20 protein-coding genes and 1 tRNA gene are annotated in these 21,908 nt (G+C 41.6%); 5 read left to right on the forward strand and 16 right to left on the reverse strand.

Features of this window, described 5'->3' with window-relative positions; genetic code table 11:
• Positions 1-4 precede the first annotated feature (4 nt).
• Positions 5-661 carry a hypothetical protein gene (locus tag FAI40_08630; GenBank protein QCE35387.1) on the reverse strand — a complete coding sequence of 219 codons (657 nt, stop codon included), beginning with the start codon at positions 659-661 and terminating at the stop codon, positions 5-7.
• Positions 662-853: 192 nt separating this feature from the next.
• On the opposite strand from FAI40_08630, the gene FAI40_08635 reads away from it, so the two are divergent.
• A tRNA-Val gene (locus tag FAI40_08635) sits at positions 854-928 on the forward strand.
• Between the two features lie 394 nt (positions 929-1,322).
• On the opposite strand, the gene FAI40_08640 is transcribed toward FAI40_08635, so the two are convergent.
• The 7 genes from FAI40_08640 to FAI40_08670 all read right to left on the reverse strand — a co-directional run bounded on the left by FAI40_08640 (position 1,323) and on the right by FAI40_08670 (position 12,436).
• On the reverse strand, positions 1,323-2,309 hold the full coding sequence (locus tag FAI40_08640) for a hypothetical protein (protein QCE35388.1): 987 nt from the start codon (positions 2,307-2,309) through the stop codon (positions 1,323-1,325).
• A 64-nt stretch (positions 2,310-2,373) separates the two neighbouring features.
• Entirely contained in the window at positions 2,374-4,218 is a 1,845-nt protein-coding gene (locus tag FAI40_08645) for a hypothetical protein (protein QCE35389.1), read from the reverse strand.
• 33 nt (positions 4,219-4,251) lie between these two features.
• Complete coding sequence (locus FAI40_08650) at positions 4,252-4,473, reverse strand: helix-turn-helix domain-containing protein (GenBank protein ID QCE35390.1); 222 nt, start codon at positions 4,471-4,473, stop codon at positions 4,252-4,254.
• Positions 4,474-5,624: 1,151 nt separating this feature from the next.
• Positions 5,625-6,407 carry a hypothetical protein gene (locus tag FAI40_08655; protein QCE35391.1) on the reverse strand — a complete coding sequence of 261 codons (783 nt, stop codon included), beginning with the start codon at positions 6,405-6,407 and terminating at the stop codon, positions 5,625-5,627.
• Positions 6,404-7,612, reverse strand: a complete 1,209-nt coding sequence (locus FAI40_08660) for a DUF4102 domain-containing protein (GenBank protein ID QCE35392.1) — start codon at positions 7,610-7,612, stop codon at positions 6,404-6,406. Before FAI40_08660 ends, FAI40_08655 begins: the two co-directional genes overlap by 4 nt.
• A gap of 248 nt (positions 7,613-7,860) precedes the next feature.
• Positions 7,861-10,560: a TonB-dependent receptor gene (locus FAI40_08665; protein ID QCE35393.1), complete on the reverse strand. Its 2,700-nt coding sequence runs from the start codon at positions 10,558-10,560 to the stop codon at positions 7,861-7,863.
• A gap of 610 nt (positions 10,561-11,170) precedes the next feature.
• Positions 11,171-12,436: an MFS transporter gene (locus FAI40_08670; GenBank protein QCE35394.1), complete on the reverse strand. Its 1,266-nt coding sequence runs from the start codon at positions 12,434-12,436 to the stop codon at positions 11,171-11,173.
• Between the two features lie 129 nt (positions 12,437-12,565).
• Between FAI40_08670 and hemA the strand changes: the two genes are divergently transcribed.
• On the forward strand, positions 12,566-13,774 hold the full coding sequence (gene hemA / locus FAI40_08675) for a 5-aminolevulinate synthase (protein ID QCE35395.1): 1,209 nt from the start codon (positions 12,566-12,568) through the stop codon (positions 13,772-13,774).
• A 25-nt stretch (positions 13,775-13,799) separates the two neighbouring features.
• Positions 13,800-14,477: a CvpA family protein gene (locus FAI40_08680; GenBank protein QCE35396.1), complete on the forward strand. Its 678-nt coding sequence runs from the start codon at positions 13,800-13,802 to the stop codon at positions 14,475-14,477.
• Here the strand turns inward: FAI40_08680 and FAI40_08685 are convergent.
• Genes FAI40_08685 through FAI40_08720 form a run of 8 tightly spaced genes read right to left on the reverse strand, consistent with a single transcriptional unit; the run spans position 14,474 to position 20,474 of the window.
• A complete protein-coding gene (locus FAI40_08685; protein ID QCE35397.1) occupies positions 14,474-15,289 on the reverse strand; it encodes a hypothetical protein in 816 nt (271 codons plus the stop codon). The two genes, FAI40_08680 and FAI40_08685, sit on opposite strands and share 4 nt — an antisense overlap.
• Positions 15,290-15,316: 27 nt before the next feature.
• Positions 15,317-15,922 (reverse strand): hypothetical protein, encoded by a 606-nt coding sequence (locus tag FAI40_08690; GenBank protein QCE35398.1) that lies wholly within the window; start codon positions 15,920-15,922, stop codon positions 15,317-15,319.
• Positions 15,919-16,347 (reverse strand): cytochrome c-type biogenesis protein CcmH, encoded by a 429-nt coding sequence (locus FAI40_08695; GenBank protein ID QCE35399.1) that lies wholly within the window; start codon positions 16,345-16,347, stop codon positions 15,919-15,921. Before FAI40_08695 ends, FAI40_08690 begins: the two co-directional genes overlap by 4 nt.
• A gap of 12 nt (positions 16,348-16,359) precedes the next feature.
• Entirely contained in the window at positions 16,360-16,980 is a 621-nt protein-coding gene (locus FAI40_08700; protein ID QCE35400.1) for a redoxin domain-containing protein, read from the reverse strand.
• Between the two features lie 32 nt (positions 16,981-17,012).
• On the reverse strand, positions 17,013-18,956 hold the full coding sequence (locus FAI40_08705) for a heme lyase CcmF/NrfE family subunit (protein QCE35401.1): 1,944 nt from the start codon (positions 18,954-18,956) through the stop codon (positions 17,013-17,015).
• Positions 18,953-19,480, reverse strand: coding sequence for a cytochrome c maturation protein CcmE (locus FAI40_08710; GenBank protein QCE35799.1), 528 nt, complete (start codon positions 19,478-19,480; stop codon positions 18,953-18,955). Before FAI40_08710 ends, FAI40_08705 begins: the two co-directional genes overlap by 4 nt.
• Positions 19,481-19,492: 12 nt before the next feature.
• Complete coding sequence (locus tag FAI40_08715) at positions 19,493-19,684, reverse strand: hypothetical protein (protein QCE35402.1); 192 nt, start codon at positions 19,682-19,684, stop codon at positions 19,493-19,495.
• Between the two features lie 10 nt (positions 19,685-19,694).
• Positions 19,695-20,474, reverse strand: coding sequence for a heme ABC transporter permease (locus FAI40_08720; protein ID QCE35403.1), 780 nt, complete (start codon positions 20,472-20,474; stop codon positions 19,695-19,697).
• Positions 20,475-20,557: 83 nt separating this feature from the next.
• On the opposite strand from FAI40_08720, the gene FAI40_08725 reads away from it, so the two are divergent.
• Together FAI40_08725 and FAI40_08730 are read left to right on the forward strand one after the other, a co-directional pair.
• Positions 20,558-21,016: an EVE domain-containing protein gene (locus FAI40_08725; GenBank protein ID QCE35404.1), complete on the forward strand. Its 459-nt coding sequence runs from the start codon at positions 20,558-20,560 to the stop codon at positions 21,014-21,016.
• Positions 21,017-21,058: 42 nt separating this feature from the next.
• On the forward strand, positions 21,059-21,895 hold the full coding sequence (locus FAI40_08730) for a hypothetical protein (GenBank protein QCE35405.1): 837 nt from the start codon (positions 21,059-21,061) through the stop codon (positions 21,893-21,895).
• Positions 21,896-21,908 lie beyond the last annotated feature (13 nt).

Genomic DNA, 21,908 nt, shown 5'->3' on the forward strand with positions numbered 1-21,908 from the left:
ATTTTTAGCATTCAACCGTGATGACACCGTTATTTAAGCCATCAGAAGCTTCACTTGAGAGGAAAGTGACGGCATTTGAAATATGCGTTTCAGCTTTTGGTGCTGGATAGCCTGTATGGTTAAGCTGGCAAAGATTGGCAGAAACAAGCGTTCCTTTAAGCGTTTTAGAAAGAGAGCTTGCGTAAGCGGCGCGAGCTTCTTCAATAGATCGGATATTTGCTTCAGAAGGATCGCGCATCGCATTGGAAAAAAGGTTAAGGATAAGAATGCGTCCCCAATTATTTTCTTTCATCTGACGGAGGTACGGAAAGGAAAGAAGCTGTGGCGCACGTACAGAGGCTGTAAAAACGTTATCCCAGTTTGTTTCTTCTGCTCTCTGGCCGATAAAGGGGAGGGTTGCATCTATAAAAACGTCACATTGCGGAACGGCTTTGAAAATCTCGTTACGTCCTTCATCGCTTGCGGGATCGATTGAAAAAGCATGAATTTTTTCGGAGATTTTGGTTGAAAGTGTTTGCGCAAGAGATTCTTTAGCACTGGCAATGAAGAGCAATCCGCCTTCACTTAAAATTTGTCTTGCGATTTTTTCTAAAAGGGTTGGGGAGGTTCTTCCTGCAAAATCAATGAGAAGAATATTTTTGTTTGTTAGATGCAGATCCATCAGGATACCCCAGAAATAAAATAGAAATTTGCAACCAGAAGCGAGAAAATTCTGATCCGCTGGGATTTTAGCAGAAAAAGAAGAAAAAAGCTTTCATTCTCATAAAAATCATATTTTTTTGCGTTATTTTGGAAAATAGGACTTGCACCAATGGCTGAAAGTTAGTTATACACTGGAACACAGAAACGGAATGGGTGTATAGCTCAGCGGGAGAGCACTACCTTGACATGGTAGGGGTCACAGGTTCAATCCCTGTTACACCCACCATTCTGTTGGGAAAAATCCCAGTTTTCTGCGGGTTCTAGAGAAATGCAAGAAATTCAGTATACGTTTATGTATACATCAGTCCCCTATTCTTTCTTGCAGCTGTACAGGGTAATAAGTCTTTATTATCACTTTTTGTTATTACCCTAAAAATTCCCTGATTCCTGCGGTTAAATCCAAGAGGGTGTTAAGTAATAACATTTCCTATATACAAAATATTTTTTTGCTGATTTTTAAGCCTATACTATGCGAGTATGTGGTATATAACTTTTTATTAAAAAATAAATCCCCCTTAAGGAAAACGTTATCACTTACCACTTTTTCCTAAAAACTCCCTGATTTCTAAGGGTTTTCTGGGGGGTAAGTCAGGGTGAGGAGTCAAAGACTTATTACCCTATTACAAGCTCTGAAAGTCTCTGTAAGCCTGCTTTTTGTCTTCTTCACTTGGATAAGCATGAAATACGATTGAGCCTTTCCCAATTTTATTGCCTGGTCTGCTATGGGAGAGCGACTTAATATCTTGCAGGCGTTCTTTTCCGTTTTTCCAGCTTCCTTCCGCCCAGCGTATTGCTTCATCTTGCCCGTAATTTTCTGCAATACATCTAAAAAGAGGAATCCATTTTGTTTGACCTTCTCCTTCATATCTATTTGGTAATTGATTCCTGATCGTCCATAAGACAAAATCATCATCAGAATAAGAATTTCTTTCTTTGGCCTTATCCGTCCGCCATTGCCTTAGTCTCTGGCTTTCTTTTGGCTGCGATACTATTTGACTCACAGGGATTAAATCGCCCCTGTTAGCCTTGTAAATGGCGCTTTCAGGGGGAAATAAATAAACATGGGACAGATTGCAGGCATTCAGATCAACTTTTAAGCACAGCGCTTTAGCAATTCCTTTATATTTCTCTTTGGTTAGCTTGCATGGTTTATCTGCTTGCAGGATAACTCTAAAAGACGGCGTTTCTTTGGAGTGACTGTGCGTTGTATGTAATACATAAGAATAGCGACTTAATACTCCTTCAACTCTTTGTAAGCTTTGACCTTGGTCGACATCATATACCAGTAAACGGCTTTTAAGAGCGCTTGCTTCGGTTCTATCTTGATTACCCCCAAAAGAACAGGCTGCCCATCTTGGCCATTGAGGACTCTTATCTGGGCAAAGAAGACTTCCTGTCCAAAGTTGATAGAGAAGATGTTCTAAATGCAGGGCGGTCAATTGCCTGCCTGTCTTTGCATAAAGGTTATCGAAATGTGTCCATGGGGTTCCTGATTTATTGTATACCCATGCCTCTTGTGGATGAAGTTCTTTAAAACAATCAGGAACTGGATTTTCTTCTTGTTCCTCTGCTATTATGACATTCAAATCAAAAGGATCTATGTTCATCTTAGAAACGTCCATGATTGAATCAGGTAGGCGATGTGCGTTATTTTGAGGAATGCTTTGTAAATCATGTGCTGGGCAATTCAATAGAAGCCGCATCAGGATCAAAAGCAGGGAAGTTTAGAACCTCAAAAACATCATGTCCGTTTATCTTTTTTGATTTAATAAATCCTTCTTTTTCGCAATAAGCTCTCATATCTCCTTTTTTGCGATTATTTTTCTTCTCGATACCTCCCATTTTGTAAAAGTTTGCTGCCTTTAAAGTTTCTCCTATAAGCTCTCTCAGATCCGCTCTAAAATCTGCGGTACGAAAATATTCCTCTTCGGTTTCATCTATCTGCCATGGATATACTGGAAGCTCTTCAAGAATTGTTCCCGCTGGGCATTTAATAGTCCCTGTTTGTTTGTATTCTTCAAGTCCCTGCAATATCCCCCAAAGAATACCACCCTTAAGCTCGCTTGAATCTTCGAAGCGTGTAACGCCATGTTTTTCTTTAAGCGGATTTTTCCAGTCGCTGCCTGTTTGCATTTCAAAAAAGGCTAATCTATCCAATAGAGGTTTTTGATGTTCGTTTGGAACATTCTTTAAACAGCCGTTTCCTGAAATAATAGAATACCAATTCGGAGTAACCTGAAAACTTCCTTTGCCTTGTCCGAGACGCCCTTCTAATGGGTTGTCGCCTGAAAACATTGTTTTACAATCATTCCAGCGAACATATTGAGGTTTGGTTTCTATCGGGAATTCATCAAAACAAGCAACTCTTATTTCGTTTTCATGTAGGTCATAAGCGCCTTTGTTTAGATTGTGCTTTGTATCTATGAGTATTTCAGTTTTTCCTTTTGCAAAGACATCTCCGAGGACAGCCCCGATTAGATTGCAAAGAGCGCTTTTGCCATCGCCCCCACGCCCTGCGATCCATGCACTTCTAACGGAGCGAGTAGCACCAGCTATTAAACCGCCACCAATAAGCTTTAATAGCCCTTTAAATCCGTCCTCTCCGAGTACAAACCGTGGAGAAAAGAATTCACTTACAGCCTTAAAATTAGCCTCTACTGCAAAGGAATAATCGACGCCACCAATAAGATAAGCTGTTGGGCGTTTTCCCCAATTCAAATCTGTTTCTTTACGATCATCTAAAGGTACGATCATCTTAGAAGATTTTTCATTTTCAAAGACTAAAGCGCTGGGCTTCTCTTCAATATCTGGGAAAATACTTGGATAATCAGAAACGGGGTAATTCGATGGATTCTTTGAGGATTTCTGCCCTATATCAGCACATTTCCTCATAACATAATTTTTTACTTGATTTTTGAATGATCCGGTTACTTTTACTTCCTGTTCTTTTTCTAAAATGACTTTCTCTAAAGCATTCCTTAAATCTTGCTTGAAGATAGTTGCCCTGTCTAATTTTTCAGAATCTTGCTGTTTAAAAACTAAATACGGTGTATCTTCTACGCCTTCAAAAAGTACCGTGCCTTTTTTAGTTTGCTGGGGCGTGCGTTTTAAAATCCATACTAAAGAATAGTATCTAGTGAGAAAACTTTGCAGCCCTTCAGGGGTTAATCCTACGAAGGTACGCTTGTCTTCTTGGCCTTTTTGGGGGGTAGATTGTATGTCTATATCTGAAACTGAGATTTGTAGATTATTGAGACAATCTTTTAGCTCTTCTTGTTTCCAATTTGGAAAATTCTGAATGTGCTTTTTGGTACTTTCAAAATCCCAATAGCAATCTTTTTCTTGGTCATTTTGGAATCTTTTGTGACAGATTTTTTTTCTTTCCTCGGAAAATGGGTTTTTTGAATGCCCAAGAGGGTTGCCATGTTGTTGGCTTTTTTGTATATTATTCATATCCAATAAAGAAGTTTTCTTTGCTAGATTTAACCCCGTGGCGTCGGGGTTTTTCTTTGCCATAAGACAAGCGAGAAAACTTATTTCCCCCTTTCTTTAATGGCTTGCTGTATATTTAGGTGCGTTGGCGAAAAACTCAGCAACACTAGACGCTTTAATGCGTGTGCTACGACCAATCTTTATGGCTTCAATCTTTCCTTCGTTTAAAATGCGGTAAAGACTGCTTCTTGACAGGCTGTATTTTTCTTGAACATCCGCAAGGCTTAGATATTCGGCTTGGATTGTGTGTTCCACTATATAATTCCTCTCATAGAGAATTTAAAAAATTCCACGGTGTTTTGCGTGGGGCTATGAGAGGAAGTTAGGAAATAAATAGGTTTGAAAAAATTGGGGAAAATTTGGCCAAAAAACTCCCATGGGAGAAATTTGGCCAAAAAAGTCCCTCGTATTTGGTAAAAATTCAAATACGGGAAAATGATATTTTTATAAAACCAAAACTCCCTCAAAAACGCATCTCTATTAAGTTTTTATATGTCTCTGGTATGATTTACACTATTAAAGCATATAAAAACTTAATGACAGCCAAAAAATATGCCTTAGAAAGAGGATTGGGATAAATATTAAAACAACAAATTTCGTCGTTCCCCTTATGACGAAAAAAATGACCATCATGAAAGGGATGTATATATAAACCCTGTGCGCATCACGATATTCATGTCCGGGCGCATAAATCTGTACGAATCATAAAACTATCATAAAAAAAAGAAAAAAATATTTTCGTCGGGGTATTGAAATCTTATGGGTGGATTACTATTTGCACAAACTTTTTTAAAACTTCCCCCCTATGATGAATATATATATTAAAAAACGCACGAAGCCTTTTTTTATTTTTTTTATATTAAGAAAATTACTCCCATTACTCCCTAAACGTAAAAAAGCCCAGCTTTCTGCCTGCTAGGCGTGGGAGTAACTAGGGAGCGGATTAGGGAGTAGGGAGCGAATTTCTGAAAAAATTACTTTTGGTAGGGCTGTTTTCGTCAAAAATACAGCTCCCATGACGGTCATTTTTAGGCGTATTTACTCCCATCGCTCCCGTAATTCCCTAGTAATTCCCTAATTTTAAGAGGTAATTCCCTAAAAAAAAGTGTACGACTCCCGCACTTTTTTCTTTATTTTCGTCAGTATGACGGGCATAAATAAGATAAAATGTTTTAAAAAGGCTTATGCGCTTGGAAGTTTTGAACACATTAATTAAGCGATAAAGATCACTCTCCGGGATAGTTGTCATTCCTTTTGGGTTGGAGCTCAAAGTTCCTAGTTGCCCCGAATTAGGGCAACTAAGTGCCATGCTGGCTTTGCATTGTGTGGTTTTAAGTAACCTAACGCCCTTGCGACTTAATTTGCGATCAACCACACATTGCCATCACGATTGACGGCGGTTACGGACTTCCTTTGAAGTTAGCTAAAGGTTATTTTAGAAGTTCAGGTGGGTATTCAAGATTATAAGTTGATTTGATTGGCTCATTAGGAATCTTGTCGATTACAGAATTTAAGCGGCATTTTTCAAATATTTCTTTCGCTTTGGCTCGCCTTTTTTGCTTATCTCTAAGATCCATATTTTTTGGGGTTATGCTGTCTCGCTCTTCCTGAGCTGTTGTTCTGTCAGGGATAAACTCTTCAGGAAGAGATGGTTTCAAGAAAATACTTCCATCAGGCATTAGATATTTTGTTGGTTTTCCTTCAAGCTTCAAAGTCTTGGGAAACTCCTCTATTTCGAAAAAAGAACGTTCTTTTGCGATATTTTTTAGGTGCTGAATATCTAAATCCAATATTTCGGTTAAATGTTTTCCTAAACTTTTAGTATTTTTTTCGCCTTTAAAGGACATTCTCTCTACTTCTACAGGGAAAAAACGTATCCAAGGCTCGCTAGATGTTATTTTAGCCTGTTCTTTTAAGCGATTTTGGCGTTCTTCATTCTGTTTATTTGTTAATGCTTTTTGAATATCTTTCTCTTTATATTCCTCAACCATTTCTGCTTTTAAATCTCGTACTCGTTGAGAATATTTAAATAAGGCGATAATTAAGTGAGGAGGGATTTCAACTTGTCCCCATGGAGATAAAAGAATAGCTGGTTTATCAAATGCTTGTACTTTGTTTATTGGAGTTTTTGCTAAAGAGGGTGGCGCAATCTGAGCCAATGCTTTCCATAATTGTGGAAATACCTCCCATCCTGTTAAATCTGTTTCACTCATTCTTTTTCTCCCATGCAAAACCGCCCCCAATCTTCCATTAAAGGGCGGCGTTTTTCTTCCATCGTGCCTCTGCTATAAGCACGCTCTACTTTATTGCCAACAACATGGCTTAAAGCATGTTCAGCAATTTCTCTTTGATAATGTGTTTCTTCTCCGACCCATGTTCTAAAAGTAGCTCTTAAGCCGTGAAGGGTGAGGTCAGCTTCATCTATAAGATTGCCCGCAGTTTTTACAGCTTTTAGAAGCATAATATCGGAAAGGGCTTTTCCTCTGCTGTTAGGGAAGATTAGCCCAGCGCCGTTGCTCAGAGGCTTTGCTTCATTAAGGAGCGCTATCGCAGGGCGTGAAAGGGTTACAAAATGTTCTAGGCCAGCTTTCATTCTTTCCTTGGGAATAGTCCATAATGCCCTCTCTAGGTCTATTTCTTCCCATCTTGCGCCTCTTGCTTCTCCGCTTCTGCTTGCGTTTAGAATCGCAAAACGAACGGCTAAAGCTGCTGTACCTTTGCTTTGCATTAAGGCCTTCATAAAATTAGGCATCTTTTCGTATTGGATAGCTTTGTGAGGTGTCACAGACGCTATTTTTGAAGGGTTAGGCAAAATATGATCGAGATTGCCTTTCCATTCCGCAGGGTTGTCTCCATCTCGCCAATCATGTGCTTTGGCATAATCAAGAATTGATTTGAGGTATTTCCTAAGCTCTAAGGCAGTTTTGCCTTGTCCTTTTTGAATGATAGGCTCTAAAATTTTAAGAATGTCTTGCTTTTCTATTTCTGCAATAGGTTTCTTGCCAATGAGAGGATAAGCATGAAGTGAAAGCTGGCCTTGGTATTTCCTGCATGTGGTGCCGTCTTTGCCACCTTTCCATTGAATGAATTTTGATTCGATATAGCTCTTCGATACTTCCTCAAAAGTGCATCCTTGGGTCTTTTTGCGTTCTAATTCTTCAAGCCTGCGTTCTTCTAGGGGGTCTTTCTTTTCCAATAGAAGTCGTCTGAGGGCTACAGCTTTTTCTCTTGCAAGCGCTAAACTTATATCTGGATAAGGGCCTAATCCCATGCGTCTTTCTTTGAGGGATATTGGACTTTTGTACCTAAAGCACCAAGAGCGATTTTTGCCTTCCTCTCGTACGATTAGGTATAGGTTTTTACAATCTCGAAAAAAACCATCTTTTTTAAAATTGCGTACTTGTCTATCGGTTAGCATTTAAATTCATAAGCCCGTATACGTTTCCTTATACGTCTCAGTATACACCAAAAATTGAGATATAGAAGAACATTAAAATACGCCAAGAAAAAGTATATTTACAGAAACGGCTGTCACTATAGGTCTTTTTGGATATTGTGATACGGTAGGGGTCACAGGTTCAATCCCTGTTACACCACCATTCTGTCTCTTAAATTAGAGAATGCGCCGATGAGCTTACAAAGCGCCATCGGTTTTTTTGTATCTCCTTAGAAAACGACATTTACACTCCCAAAGAATTCCCGTGGCGCTGCCCAGAACATATTCGGTGTTCCCGTATCATCATCATTTGGAGTTGCTTTAAGAGCGGCTGGCCCATAGGTGCCACCGATATATTCCTCTCCAAAAAGATTGGTGATTCCAAAATCTAATTTAATTCGCTCTTTTGAGTTACGGGGACCCAGCAGATAAGAGCCTGTGAGTTCAGAGCTCCAATAAGCTGGCGCTTTGACATCGCCTGTATAGGTGACAGAACGGGCGCTATTATAATTTACGTTAAAATTCCAAGAAAGACGGCCATTAGTATAATGAAGATTGGTTTTATACATATATCTTGGATAATAGATTTGTTGATCTCCTTTGATGGAAATAAAATCTTTACCCGATTGAACAGCCCCATTGTCATAAACCGCATGGTTGTAGCTGAAGCTGTTGGTAAAATCTAAGACCCCTAAATAATCTGGAATATGAAACATTTTTGAAAGATGCGCAGTCCCTGCCAGATCAACACCATCCATGGTTTCATTGCCAAGATTTAAATATTCGTTCCCTGCACCAACAATATTGTCGGAGGCAGAACGAATATTACCTAAGCGGTTAATATAATCTGTATGGTAATAATCTACGGAAAAACCGAAAGGTTTACCGACATAACGATAGCCTACAACATAATTCCATGTCCGTTCAGGGCGTAGATTCTTTTGTTCTTCGTCAAAATTCGCTTGAGCGCTGTTAAAACCTGCTTGTGCAGATCCGAGAGAGTTCCAAGGCGCATAAGCGTCATAAGGGCGCATGTTTTCAGCTACGTCGAAATAGAGCTCATGCTTAGGCAGAAATTTCCAGTCATAGTTGAAATGTGGCAAAAAGGCATTTGCTGCCGTGAGGCGACCATAGGCGGGACGGATTGAATTAGGTCCAAGCCCCCATGCACCTAGGTCGGCTCCACTTGGATTGACTGCCGTCATTCCGCCATTTGTTGTATCGACAAGAGATTTAAATCCATAGGTGAAAGTCATATTTCGGGCCATTTGAAAACCATCTTCAATGTAAAATTGAAAGATATTTGTTGTCCATTGGTTATGCTCGGTTTCAATTCCTGAGGAATCTGTGAGGCCAAAATCGTTATTTATGGGATCATTGGGCCCGAAAGCATGCAGTACGCGTGGCATATGGTAACGGTTATTTTCATACCAGATTCCTGTTCTTAATAAATTGCGATGACCGAGTTGGAATTGAAAATTTTGGGTGACACCGACACGTCTGCCCATAATATGTTCATCATATTCGGCCATATCTACGCCCGCATTTCCGTTCATTGGTGGGGTCATTAACGTTGGGTTTGCGCCGCCTTCCCAGTTATCGGCTACTTGTCCATAGACTAATGAGCTGGATTTGATAGATGGGCTGATTTGGAAATCTCCACGTAAGGCCTCTAAATAGGTACGTTCAATTTGTGTACCTTGATAAGACAAATTACAAGCATCGGCGGCACTGACACCTGGTGGAAGATTCTGCGTATTACCACTTTGGCAGGCGGCTGCCCATGTTTGAGCCTGACCGTAATTGGGGTAGAAATTATGATCCCCATAGCCAAGGGATTTAATCATATGTTCTGTATTTTCTGGATAGTTATATTGCGGTGCGTCCGACCAGTCAGAGGTTAAGGTAATTTTGCCGAAATTTGAAACAGGTTGCACCAATTTGAAATTTTCGGTTTCTTCACGTTGAAAACCGCCACCTGTCCAGTTATTGGATTGATTGCGTAAAAAAGAAGCCTGAAATTTTGTGCCTGTGGGATTGAGAATACCGGAATCTAAGCGTCCAAAGGTGCGGTAGCCGCTGAAACTCCCAAAAAGTTGGCCAATTTTGGTGCCGAATTTGTTAGAGGGGTCTAATGTTTGATAGGTGACGGAACCCCCTAATGTTTGAACGGAAGGCGTGTCCAATGCGCCAGCCCCTTGGCTGGCGGTGACAGTTTGGATATTTTCCTGAATTTCGATTTGGTTGACATCTACACCAGATGATCCACCGAAGGCTTGGTCACCCATTGGAATTCCGTCCATGGTAAAACCAAGCTGACTTTTATCATAGCCTCGAAGGTAGAAAGTACTGGCACCGGCGTCCAGACCTTGCGCATCAGAAGAAGCAAAGCTCGCTCCTGGTGTTGAGAGGGCGAGTGCTTCTAAAGGGTTTGTTCCCGCAACAAAATTTTCGAGTGTTTTGCGCCCAATGGTTGTTTTGGCATTTTGGGATTCTTCTGGATCAATATGGATACGGCGATGGCCAGAAACACCGAAATGTTCTGGTTTACTCCGAGCGCCATTCGTCCGTTTTTTTTTGATGCGGGGACTTCGGTCATTTGAAATAGGGACAAAGAATTTTTTATAGGTCGGGCCATTGCGGGGATCTTCTGGATCTGCTTTAGGCACAGGGGAAGGATTCGCAAAATAGCGCTTATAGGAAGGACTGTCGGCAAACGGTTTTTCCGCAGGGCGATCAGGAGTTTCATTTTCTCCTGTGGCTGCTCCGCTGAAAGAGGCTATTGGAGCAGAAGTCAGCATGCTTGGCGTTGCGTCATTTGTTTCCTGAGCTTGCAGGGAATGCAGAGGAATCAGGAAAGAAAAGGCACAAAGTGTCGGCGTAAAAACAAGTGTGCGCCGCAATATGAAGAATGCGGTGGAATTTTTCATTTAAAATAAAACCCGGCAATAGTATTCCCGTCTCTTGTCTTTGGTTAAAAAGACAAAAAGCTCAAAAGAATGGGGTAATTAATTTAAATAACAGCATTTAATTTAGATAAAGGTCGCCCGTTATGCTTTTGAACGATGTCAAAGCATTTCAGAAGGAATTAAAATCTAAATTGTGAATTTTGGGGAAATGATTTGTTCCAAAATTTCTAGGCCGTTACAGCGAAAGGTGCAGTAAGGGTTAGACACACATTCGACATGATGGACAGCAGAGACTTCTACCGTCAGAGGCCATTAAAAAAGCAGAAATTTTGTGGGAAGAGAAAATGTGCTGAAGAGAAAACGCACGCAAAGAAGAAATCATTTAGATGATACCCTAAAAGCATCCTACCCGATTTGCCTTTTCCAGAGACAGAACCACGAATAAGAAGGGGATTTAAATTAACAGCAATCTCTAGCAGAAAGATAAAGTTGCCATGGTGAAGTTATATTAATGTGCTTATGGAGTGGAAACTCCAGTGGATAAGATTGCACAAACTTTTTTAAAAGAAAAGTCATTTATTTCTTTTCAAGAAGATTAAGCGGATTGGAGTAATGAATAAGTGCTCTTTACTTAGTCTTTCGGCAGGGTAGGACGAAAGAGGACGAAGAAAATGGCAAAGATTAATCCAAAGAGGGTGGTATAGAGTGCTCCCATGCTGAGCGTCCCTGCAAAAAGGGAAACAAAAGGCACAAATTTTGAGGCAAATCCTTGTCCAATCGCACCAGCCGCATTGCTCCAGCCCATGCCGCTTCCTCTTTGCGTGGCTGGAAAGCGCAATGAGAGATAGGCAGGAATAATGGCAAAAACGCCAGAAGCGGCTAAGCCGACAACGAAAGAGGCCACAAGAATAATCCAAAAGGAAGTGGCTAGAAAATATGGGAATGAAATGAGAGCAGTGATGAAAAGGCAAATGAGAAAAATGGGCATCATGCCTTTTCTGCCTGTGTTAAAGCCCGAAATGATTTTTCCTAGAATAGACCCAATACAATAAACGGATACTGGCCAGAAAAGGTCGGTGGCATTCCATCCATGATCTGTTTTTAAAATGCTGGGATAGAAATTGAGAATGGCTGCTTTTGAAAAGGCAATGCTCGCCATTACAAGGACTGCCTGCCAGGCAGCACCTTGCGTTTCTGTTGCAAAGAGACTTGCTGGCAGCAGATTGTTAAGGAAAAATTGTTTTTTAGGCTTTGTATGAGACGTCTTTGAGGGAATGTGTGGGCGTTTTTGCCATTTTGGACTTTCTTTCGTGTGAAAATAGATAAAAAAGCCAAGAAAAAGAGGAAAAATGCCACTCCAAAATAAAAGCCGCCAGCCAATGATTGAGAGAAGAAGGGCTTGAAATCCCGCAGAGGCCAGATAGCCGAACTCATATCCGAGCATCATGAGAGCAGATGCGCGGTCTCGAATAGTTTCAGGGACGGTTTCCATGAGTAAAGTAGCCGAGGCTGTCCAGGCAGATCCAAATCCCAATCCAAAGATAAATTGAAGGACAATGAGCTGCGTAACATTCTGTGCAAGCCCTGTGAGTCCTGTGAACAGACCAATCAGAATGACTGATCCTAGGAAAGCAGGTTTCCGTCCAAAGCGGTCAGAAATCCACCCTCCACCAATACTGCCAGCCATGCGGCCAATGGCTTGAGCAAAAAGCACTGTGCCCATAGAAGCCATTGTGCAATGGAGATCTACGATAATATTGGGTAGGACAAAAATGAGTAAGGTTTGTGCAGAGGCATCCAAAAGCCAGCCAGCAAAGGCGGCGAAAATAACAGAACGCCAAGGCCAAAGCTCATGAAACGTTTTCGAAAATTTTTGGGCGGTTGTGTCAATCGTCATAAAGATGACTATATCGGCTATTTTTAGAAAAAATCAAAATGATGTTAATTTTTCTCAATTTGTCGTAAAAATATGCGAATGCAGATTAAGAGCAACGGCTCAAGAGTTACGTTATTTAAAGGTCGATTTATGGATTATGAGGGACAATTTCGTACAGCACTGGATAAGCTTCACGCAGATGGGAGCTATCGCTATTTCGCTGAATTAGAGCGGAAAGTCGGAAAGTTTCCACGGGCTTTCCATCACGGTATTGGCAAAGAGGTGATGGTTTGGTGTTCTAATGATTATCTCGGTATGGGACAGCATCCAACCGTTTTAAAAGCAATGCATGATTGTTTAGATAATAATGGCGCTGGTGCTGGTGGAACCCGTAATATTTCAGGAACGACGCAGGCTCATGTCGGGTTAGAGAAGGAATTGGCGGCGCTGCACGGAAAAGAGGCCGCTCTTCTCTTCAACTCTGGCTATCTTTCAAATTGGGTAACGCTTGGCACGCTCGGGGCACGTTTGAAAGATTGCGTTATCCTTTCAGATGAGCTTAACCATGCTTCCATGATTGAGGGCATACGCCATTCCAAAACCGAAAAATGTATTTTTAAACATAATGACCTTGAGGATTTAGAGGCAAAACTCAAAGCATTACCAAAAGATTGCCCCAAGCTGATTGCTTTTGAGTCAGTTTATTCCATGGACGGGGATATTGCACCGATTGAGGAAATTTGTGATCTCGCAGATAAATATGGTGCAATGACCTATATTGATGAGGTTCATGCGGTTGGCATGTATGGCGCACATGGGGGAGGCGTTGCACAGGAGCGTGGTCTTGAGCATCGTTTAACGATTATTGAGGGAACACTTGGGAAAGGCTTTGGCGTAACAGGCGGCTATATTGCGGCTTCGGCGGCTTTATGCGATTTTGTGCGTTCTTTTGGTTCAGGATTTATTTTTTCAACAGCGCTTCCACCAGCGGATGCCGCTGGTGCGTGGGCAAGTGTCCGCTATTTGCGTGAACATAATGAAGAGCGTGACGGACAAAAAAAATCGGTTGCTTATTTACGTAAAAAATTGGATGAAGCAGGGATTGCGCATTTAGCTAATCTTAGTCATATCGTCCCAGTTATGATTGGGGATGCAAAGCTTTGCCGCCGTCTAACTGATACGCTTTTGACCCGTTTTGGGCATTATTTGCAGCCTATCAATTATCCAACTGTTCCCAGAGGTTTAGAGCGCATCCGGATTACGCCAGGTCCGCTTCATACAGAGGCAGATATAGATGATTTGGTAAAATCTCTTGTGACGCTTTGGGACGAGTATGGCTTGCCACGTCAGAAAAAATAATATCCTGTTGATTTAAAGGAAGAAAATGTCCCCTGATACAGTCACGCTGGTTTTTGGACATCCATTAACGGCTTTGGAGATTGTTGCATTCCTCGTTTTAATATCCTCTATCGCATGGGGATTTATCAGGGGCATTAGCAAAGAGCTTTTTGGATTGACCTCATGGGTCGGGGCATCTGTGATTACTTGCCGTGAGTATGAGATTTTTGTTCCATGGCTGAGCGATCATGCTTCCGCAGGTTTCTTAAATTCATGGTTAAGTGGGGGAGCTGTTTTTTTACTCTCTCTCTTTGCTTTTAATTTAGTCGGGCGTTGGATTGGACCTATTCTTCGCGGGTTTTTATCTCCGCCAGTCGATGCTCTTTTAGGCGCAGGATTTGGAGGCGTAAGAGGTTGGCTGATTCTGACGGTTCTTTATTTTATAGCATTGCGGACAGTGCCTGTTTTAACCCAGCAATATTTTCCAAAAGAGGGCTGGTTGGTTCAGGGATTACATTATTGTACGCAAATGTTTCATCAGTTAAATCCTGAATTTGAGAAAATCCAAAAACAAACCTCTCTCACGCCAGAAGCGTGGGATATGGATCATACGGCAAGAGCACTTTTACCCTCTATTCTAGGTGCTTCTGCTACTAAAACATCTGCGAAAGCACATGATAAGCAAAATTCTGAGAGTGTCGCCGTGGAAGAAGACACGGATTAAGCATGAAATTCTTTTTCTAAAGCAATTTTAAGCGCTTCTTGCGAGAGAGGCGGGCAGCGTTTTTCTTTAACAGCTTCTTCTGCCATCGCAAGGGCGATGCTTCCCGAGATTTCTTCAAAATGTTTTTTATCTGGTAAAATGCCTTTTTCTTTTGAAATATTTCGGGGAGATTTCTGGGCAATCATAACCGCAGCAGCTATCAGCATTTTTTTGCTGGCATCTTTGAGTTTAGCGACTTTTAACGCTGATGAAATAGCAGGCTGAATGAGCGCAGGATCAAGTGTAGAAAAAAGAACGTCTCTTGTTGTTGGACGATTTTCGTCCATATCGGTGCTTTTGATAGCAAGCGGTGGAAAAAGTGCGCCTGTGCAAATCATTGCACGTCCATTTGTTGCTTTGTAAATGTCTTCAGCCGTTGCTTCGGCCTCTTTTAATGGTGTCGAGAGAGGAAAAATAATCGGAGAAGGGCTGTTTTGCCCCATTTGCTTGAGAATATTTTCGGAAAAAACATTTTTTCCGCCAGAGATGCCAATGAGGGTGCTGGCGTGAAAATCTTTGAGAAGTTTAAGAAAGTCTGTTTCAAAAAAGTCCTCTTTTTTAAGAAGGCGAATATGTTGAAGCGTTTCGTTTTGAGGGAGACCTTGACGTTGAAGAAGAGAGGAAATCAATTCAGAAATTTTTTGACTTTTTTCCATTTCTCCAAAAATAACAATTTTTTCCTCTTTTAGAAGGCGTCCCGTACGGATAAGTGCGGCAAAGAATGCGCCTAAAGTCAATGCGGAGATCGCTTGAAAATTATTTGATATCGTCATTGATCCTCTAAAAAATTAAATAAAATATTATTGTGGATTTTCGGATTTTGCGGATTGGAGAAGGTACGCGGCTTCCCCTTCTTTTTCATGTGCTTGAGAGGCTTGCGTAAGGCGCATTTTGGCAATTTTTAGCCAAACAGGTTCTTCTGCAAGATCTCCTTGTTCAGAATCACTTTCTAAAGCTTTGCTGTACAGGGCTTCAGCTTCTTTGGTGATGTATCCAGCTTTTTCTGTTTTTGCTTCGGCCAGTTCTGTGCAGGTTTCTGGTTTGAATGCAATGTTTAAAGAGTGTTGCCAATTCATAAGGGCAAGCTCCTGTGCATTACTGCGCCATTCAATTTCTGCCAAAAGACGGAATTTTTCCGCTTTCACGGTTGGATTTTCGGTTTGTTCCGCCTCTTCTTTGAGCGCTTGAAATGTTTGTAAAAGATGCTCTGGCAGGCTAGGGCGAAGTGATTGAATCCCACTTGGAATAGTGGGATTGCCTAAAAAAGCATAAATGACAAAGCCAATAATTGGGATTGGAGACAGGATTAGAAGGGAAAGAGGTGTTGTAAAAAAACTTTTCCCAGCACCGATAAAAAAGACCGTTAAGAGCAAAAGGAGTAAGAGAAATAGACCGAGAATAATCATTTTGTTTCTTGGGATCTAGAAAGATTTTTTCGGCGTAACAAGAGAAGACAAGCCCCAATGAGGCAACTTAAAAAGGGCGTTGACCAGAGAAGAAGGGAGTAACGTGACAGAGGGGGCGTTAGAAAAATAAAGTCGCCGTAACGCCGTTGCATCCATTCTAAAATTTCTGTTTCATTTTTGCCTTCTAAAACCTGTTTTCGGATTACGGTGCGAAGCGTTTTGGCTAAAGGCGCATTACTCTCTTCAATATTTGCGTTTTGGCAAACAGGACAACGCAATTGTTCTCCAATTCGCTCTGCTAAATTTTCCTGTTCAATCGATGCCAGCTTCTCTTGGGGGCTTTCAACAGCGAAAGCTAAGAGTGGCATTCCAAAATACGAAGCAGAAAAGCAGAGCGAAAAGAGGACATAAGCAAAAAATTTCAAAACGACTCTTCTTTAGGGTGCAGGAAAGCTGGCAGTTTTATTGGGAACAAGAGAAGAGCCTTGCACTTCTTTTTGATTCTGGATGGTTGGCAAAATATGCAATTGGAAATCTTCAAGGTCCAATGGTCCATTTGCATGCCATGCAATTTTGCCATTTGGCATAATTAGAAAAGATTCAGGAACGCCTGTTATTCCCCATGTTGCACCAATTTCTCCTTCTGGGTCTTGGTTTAGTCGCTCAAAAGAAATGCCTGATTTCTCAACAAATTTTCTGCCTTTTGCAGGAGAATCCGTATAATCGATTCCCCAGAGAGCAATATTGTTTTCGAGTTTTTTTAAATTTGGCATTTCAGCAATGCATGGAACGCACCAGGAAGAGAAAAAGACCACTAAAACTGGTTTTTTTTCGTTTTTCAGATCTTGGCTATTAAAGAGTTTTTTATCTGTGGAAAGTGGCAGAGCTTCAAAATTAGGGACGGTACGAAGGGGCGAGGTGGCCGCAACCGCTCGAGGGTCATAATGGCCATTTTTGAGAGCGCCTAGGATCATCCAAAGGATGACAGCAAGAAGGAGCATGCCCGTGAGGGGGAGGAGGCGTCCAAAAAAGGATCCGAAAGAAGAGGCAGTTTTCATAGATCACACATAGGCATTAAGAGATAAGGAAGTTAAGAAAGAGTTTTCTTTTTAAAGGATAGAAAATTAATACGAGTATGCGCAAGGAAAACCATTAGAATGGTCCAAATTCCTCCAATCCAAAACCAAGAACCAAGAGGATGGATACGCAGTTTGAATAGAAATTTCTCATCGCCATTTTTTGTAGAAATGGCAGAGAGAACGGCATAATGATCTTCCAAAAGACCGTATTTGACAGCAGGAGGGGAGAGCGCTTGGCGTTGCCGTATATAAAAGCGTTTTTCGGGTTCAATAACGGTTTTGAGTTTTCCCTTTTGAAAGACTGAAAAATGAGCCTTGATTCCTTTGTAGTCAGATTTAGAAATTGGTTTAATGAAATCAAGCTGCCATGTTTCGTGGTTTAAGGGGATTGTTTGGCCTTGTGAGAGCATGACGACATCGCCTTGAGAGGCACTTATGCCACAAAGACCTAAAATCGAAATACCGATTCCGATATGGGCCAGCATTGGATAAAAATACTTTTGTTTGTTTCGAAAGCAACTATAGAGGCTTTCAGCACTGGCACAGATCATCCAAACAGCCCCTATATAAAAAAAATCAGCGATAAGGGGCATTTGAAGATAAAAAAGAGCTGGTGAAAAAAAGAGGCTTAGAATGGCTGGTATAAGGCTTTTTCTAAAAAGTTCTCTAAAATTAACTTTTCCTTTCCAAGGAAGGAAAAAGGCAACCCCCATGATCAGCAGTAAAAGGAGCGCCATTGGTAAAATGGTTTGATTGAAAAAAGGTTTTCCGACAGAAAGAATATGCCCCGCTAGAAATTGCGATAGAGGGGGGTATAATGTGCCAATAAAGACAGTCACCATCATGCTGTAAAGTATAATATTGTTGATGGCGACAGCATTTTCAGTGGAAATTATAGGGGGATTTTCAGCTTTTTCTCGAAAAAGAGAGGCACGGAGGGCAAAAAGGCCAAATCCACTCAAAAAGGCAATCGTAATGAGGAGAAGGATAGCTTCTCCTTTTTCTGGTGCCGCGGCAAAACTATGAACAGAGTTCATAATGCCCGATCGGACAAAGAATGTTGCCATGAGAGAGAGGATGAAGGTGCTGAGAGACAGCGCAAAGCACCATGAGATCAGGCGGCGTTTTTTCTCGGCCAAAGCAGAAGTGTGCAAGAGGGCTGTTGCCGTCAACCAAGGCATTAGAGAAGCATTTTCAACTGGATCCCAGAACCAATATCCTCCCCAGCCAAGTGTTCCATAAGCCCACCAAGCGCCAAGGATAATACCTCCAGAGAGAAGACACCAGCCTATGACAACCCAGTTTCGAAGGAGAGAAAAAAGTTTCTGACGGCATTTCCCTAGAAGTAGAGCTGAAAGAGTTAGCGAAAAAGGAACGGCAAAGCAGACATAGCCTGCGTAAAGCAGAGGAGGATGGCAAGCAAGTCCAGGGTCTAGGAGAAGAGGGTTAAGGCCAGCACCTTCTTCGGGCGCAGGAAAAATTCGAAGAAAAGGGTTTGATGTAAAGAGACAAAAAGCGCTGAGGCTTGCGGTAATAAGCCCTAAAAATCCTTGCGTAAGAGATTTAAAATGCCATTCTTTAAGGTGAGAAAGCCTAATAGCTGCGACATAATTGCAAATAGCGAGGAGGAAGAGCCATAAAAGAAGCGATCCATTATGATTGCCCCAGCTTCCAGCAAGACGGTATAGGAGAGGCGCATTTGATGCCGAATTTTCAGTGACGAGAGCCACAGAAAAATCATTCATCGCAAAAGCAAATAGCAGGCTGGAGATTGCTATAAAAATAGCAACGAAACCTGTTAAAGAGGCAGATTTTGCACAGGTTGAAAAAATAGGTTTTCGTGGGAAAAAATAGGCTAAAAAGGCGCTAAAAACCTGCGCTGTCCAAAAACACAACGCAAAAATAAGAGCACATAGGCCAACTTCCGGATTTAAAAAAGTAAAGAAGGCGTTCATTTAGCTTTAATCATTGTCTGCCATTCTTCAGGCGCAGGGGGAGAGCCAAAGCGTGGATCCCATTTACCACTTTCTTGGAGTGCTTTTGCGACTTCTGGCGGCATGTAGGTTTCGTCATGTCGTGCAAGAACTTCTGAAGCGACAAAAACATTATCTGAATTGAGATGTCCAAGAACAACCACAGATTGCCCTTCCCGAAAGAGGTCAGGCATGATGCCGGCATAGTAAATGGTTTGGCTTGCTTGCCCATCTGTGACGTCAAACCAATGAATAGGACGGTGTTTTCTTTCTCCTTGCTTCCAACTATTTGCGACAACCATTCCTCCAAGACGCACTTCTTTGTTGATAAAAGTTTGTTTTGTTGCAAGTTGCGAGGGGGTTGTGAAGAAAAGTAAGTTTGCAGAAAAAACACGTAAAAAGAAGAAAACGGAAACACTAAGAGACAGAAGAATCAGGACAAGCCAGATCAAACGACGCCATTTTGCAGGAAGATTTCTTTTTAATTTTTGATCTGATTGAGACATCATTTTGATAATTTATTGATTTAGCTGTTGGGGAGCAAAAGATTTGATCTGCTTTGCATAATAGCGCATTGTTTTAAGGGTTTTGATGGTCATAAAGGCGCAAACCCCTAGCACGAGAAAATAGCCAATAAAGACAAAAAGATAAGAATGCGGATTGGAAATGGCATTTTCATAGAGCTGAAAAAAGGTAGTTTGTGTTTTCATTTTGGCGACATCAATCGATTGAGCTTGTATTTTGTAATAAAGATTTTAGCTGGCGCTCTCTGATCTTATTGTACGTTTTCGCAAGAATAAGCCAAAGGCCGCCGAGGCTGAATCCAAGAAATGTGAAAGCCAGAGGCAACCACATTTGTATTGGCATGGGTGGCATATGCCCGAGGCGAAAGGTTGGGCCTTGGTGGAGAGTGCTCCACCATTGAACGCTAAAATGAATAATGGGAAGATCGAGCGCACCGACAATACCCAGAAGCGCACAAAGGCGCATTCCTTCAGCAGTATTTTTGTAATTTTTTTCTAGAAAGATAAATCCAAGATAAAGAAAAAAGAGAACGAGAACAGAGGTGAGACGTGCGTCCCAAACCCACCAAGTTCCCCATGTCGGTCTTCCCCATAAAGCACCTGTGAAAAGGCATAATCCAGCACTCACAATGCCAACAGAGGCGGTGTTAGAAGCAAGCAACATCGCAAGTGGATTGCGAAAAACAAGAAAAATAAGGCAGCAAACACTTAGAAAAAAATAAAAGCTGCAACTTAGCCACGCAAGAGGGACGTGAAGATAAATGAGCTTAAAAATTTCGCCCTGTTGCCAGTCTTGAGGGGCATAAGTGAAGGCAAGAATAAGGCCTGTGATGAGTGAGAGCAGGGCAAACGAACCAAGATATTTTAAAACGGGTGCAAGGAACTTGCGTAAACGCGTAGGATTGCCAAAATAGTGGAAATAATATGCAAATTTTCCCTGTGGTCTTGATACAGAAGAGCTGGAAGGCATAGACATTAGTATTTAAGGAAATCCTTTTCCAGTATTGATGACCTGCGTATAAGATTACAGAATAACGCTCCTTTTAGGAAAAATTAAGCATGAGTCAAAAAAAAATAAAAGAAACTTCGTCTTCCAACCGTGCAAAACATTTTTGGCTATTGAAGACAGAACCAAATTGTTTCTGTTGGGAAGAGCAGTTAAAAGCAGGCATAGAGCCTTGGGATGGCGTTCGTAATTTCCAGGCGAGGAAAAATATTTACGCTATGTCGGTTGGAGACCTTGCACTTTTTTACCATACTGGGAAGGAACGAAGGGTCGTTGGGATTGTTGAGGTCGTTAGCGAAGCTTATCCAGATCCAACAGATTCAGAAGGAAAATGGCCTTGTTTTGACGTTAAAACCGTTGAGGCTTTAGAGTATCCTGTAGAGCTGAAATGGATGAAATTGGATTCTGTTTTGGAAAATGCAGATTTTTTACGACAAGGGCGCCTTTCGGTAGCAGAACTAACTAAAGAAGAGTTTGATAGGGTCTGCCTTTTAGGTAAAACAAAAGTCTAGAGATACAGTTGTGTATAAAATAAAGCGGGGGCTTTGAATGCTATGACAAAACAAACAGAAACGGATCAAAGTTTTCTCCCAAGCGTTTCTTTTGCATGGGCGGAATTGTCTCCACAAGATAGTGCGCTTTTGGAATCTGTTTTTGCAGATTTAGAGCAAGGGAAAGGTCTTATAGGGCGTCTTTCTGGTCTTATGGGGGGCTCCATTAATGAATTGATGCGGATTGCCTCAGAGGGATTAAAACTAAGTCCTGCACTTGCAGAAACCTTTAAAGGCGCAGCTGAAAAAGCGCTGGAGACGGCTTTTACAGTTGCTTCCTTTAAGATGGAAAATACACTTGAGAAGCATAAAACAACGTTTATCTCTTCTTTTGGTGAGGGAAATCTTGCAAAAGGGGCGATGGCGCTTTCTGGTATTGTTGGGGGGATGGGCGGCTTGCCAGCGATGTTGCCAGACCTAACCTTTTCAACATTAGTCATTATGCGTGAAATCGCAGCTGTTGCCCGTGAGGAAGGTGAGGACTTGTCAAATGAAGGCACACGGCAAGCCTGTTTGGAAGTTTTTGGCCTTCGTTCATTTGCAGGTAAAGATAAAGAACAGCTGAATTATTTTGCGGCACGTGCTTTGTTAAGAGGGCAGCCTCTTGTTTATTTAATTGCAGAGGTCGCAGGGCATTACGGCATTAGTCTTTCCAGAAAGGCAGCTATTCAAATGGTCCCTGTTGCAGGCGCACTTTGTGGTGCTGCGTTAAATACAGCTTTCTTAAACCATTATCGTGCCTTAGCACGAGCTCATTTTACGGTTCGCCGTTTGGAGCGTATTTATGGGCCAGCAGCGACAGATGCTGCAGAAATGGCAGCAGCTTTTGCTTCTGCTTGAGTCATTTTAATTT

Source organism: Acetobacteraceae bacterium, assembly GCA_004843345.1.
In the GTDB taxonomy this organism is placed as follows: domain Bacteria; phylum Pseudomonadota; class Alphaproteobacteria; order Acetobacterales; family Acetobacteraceae.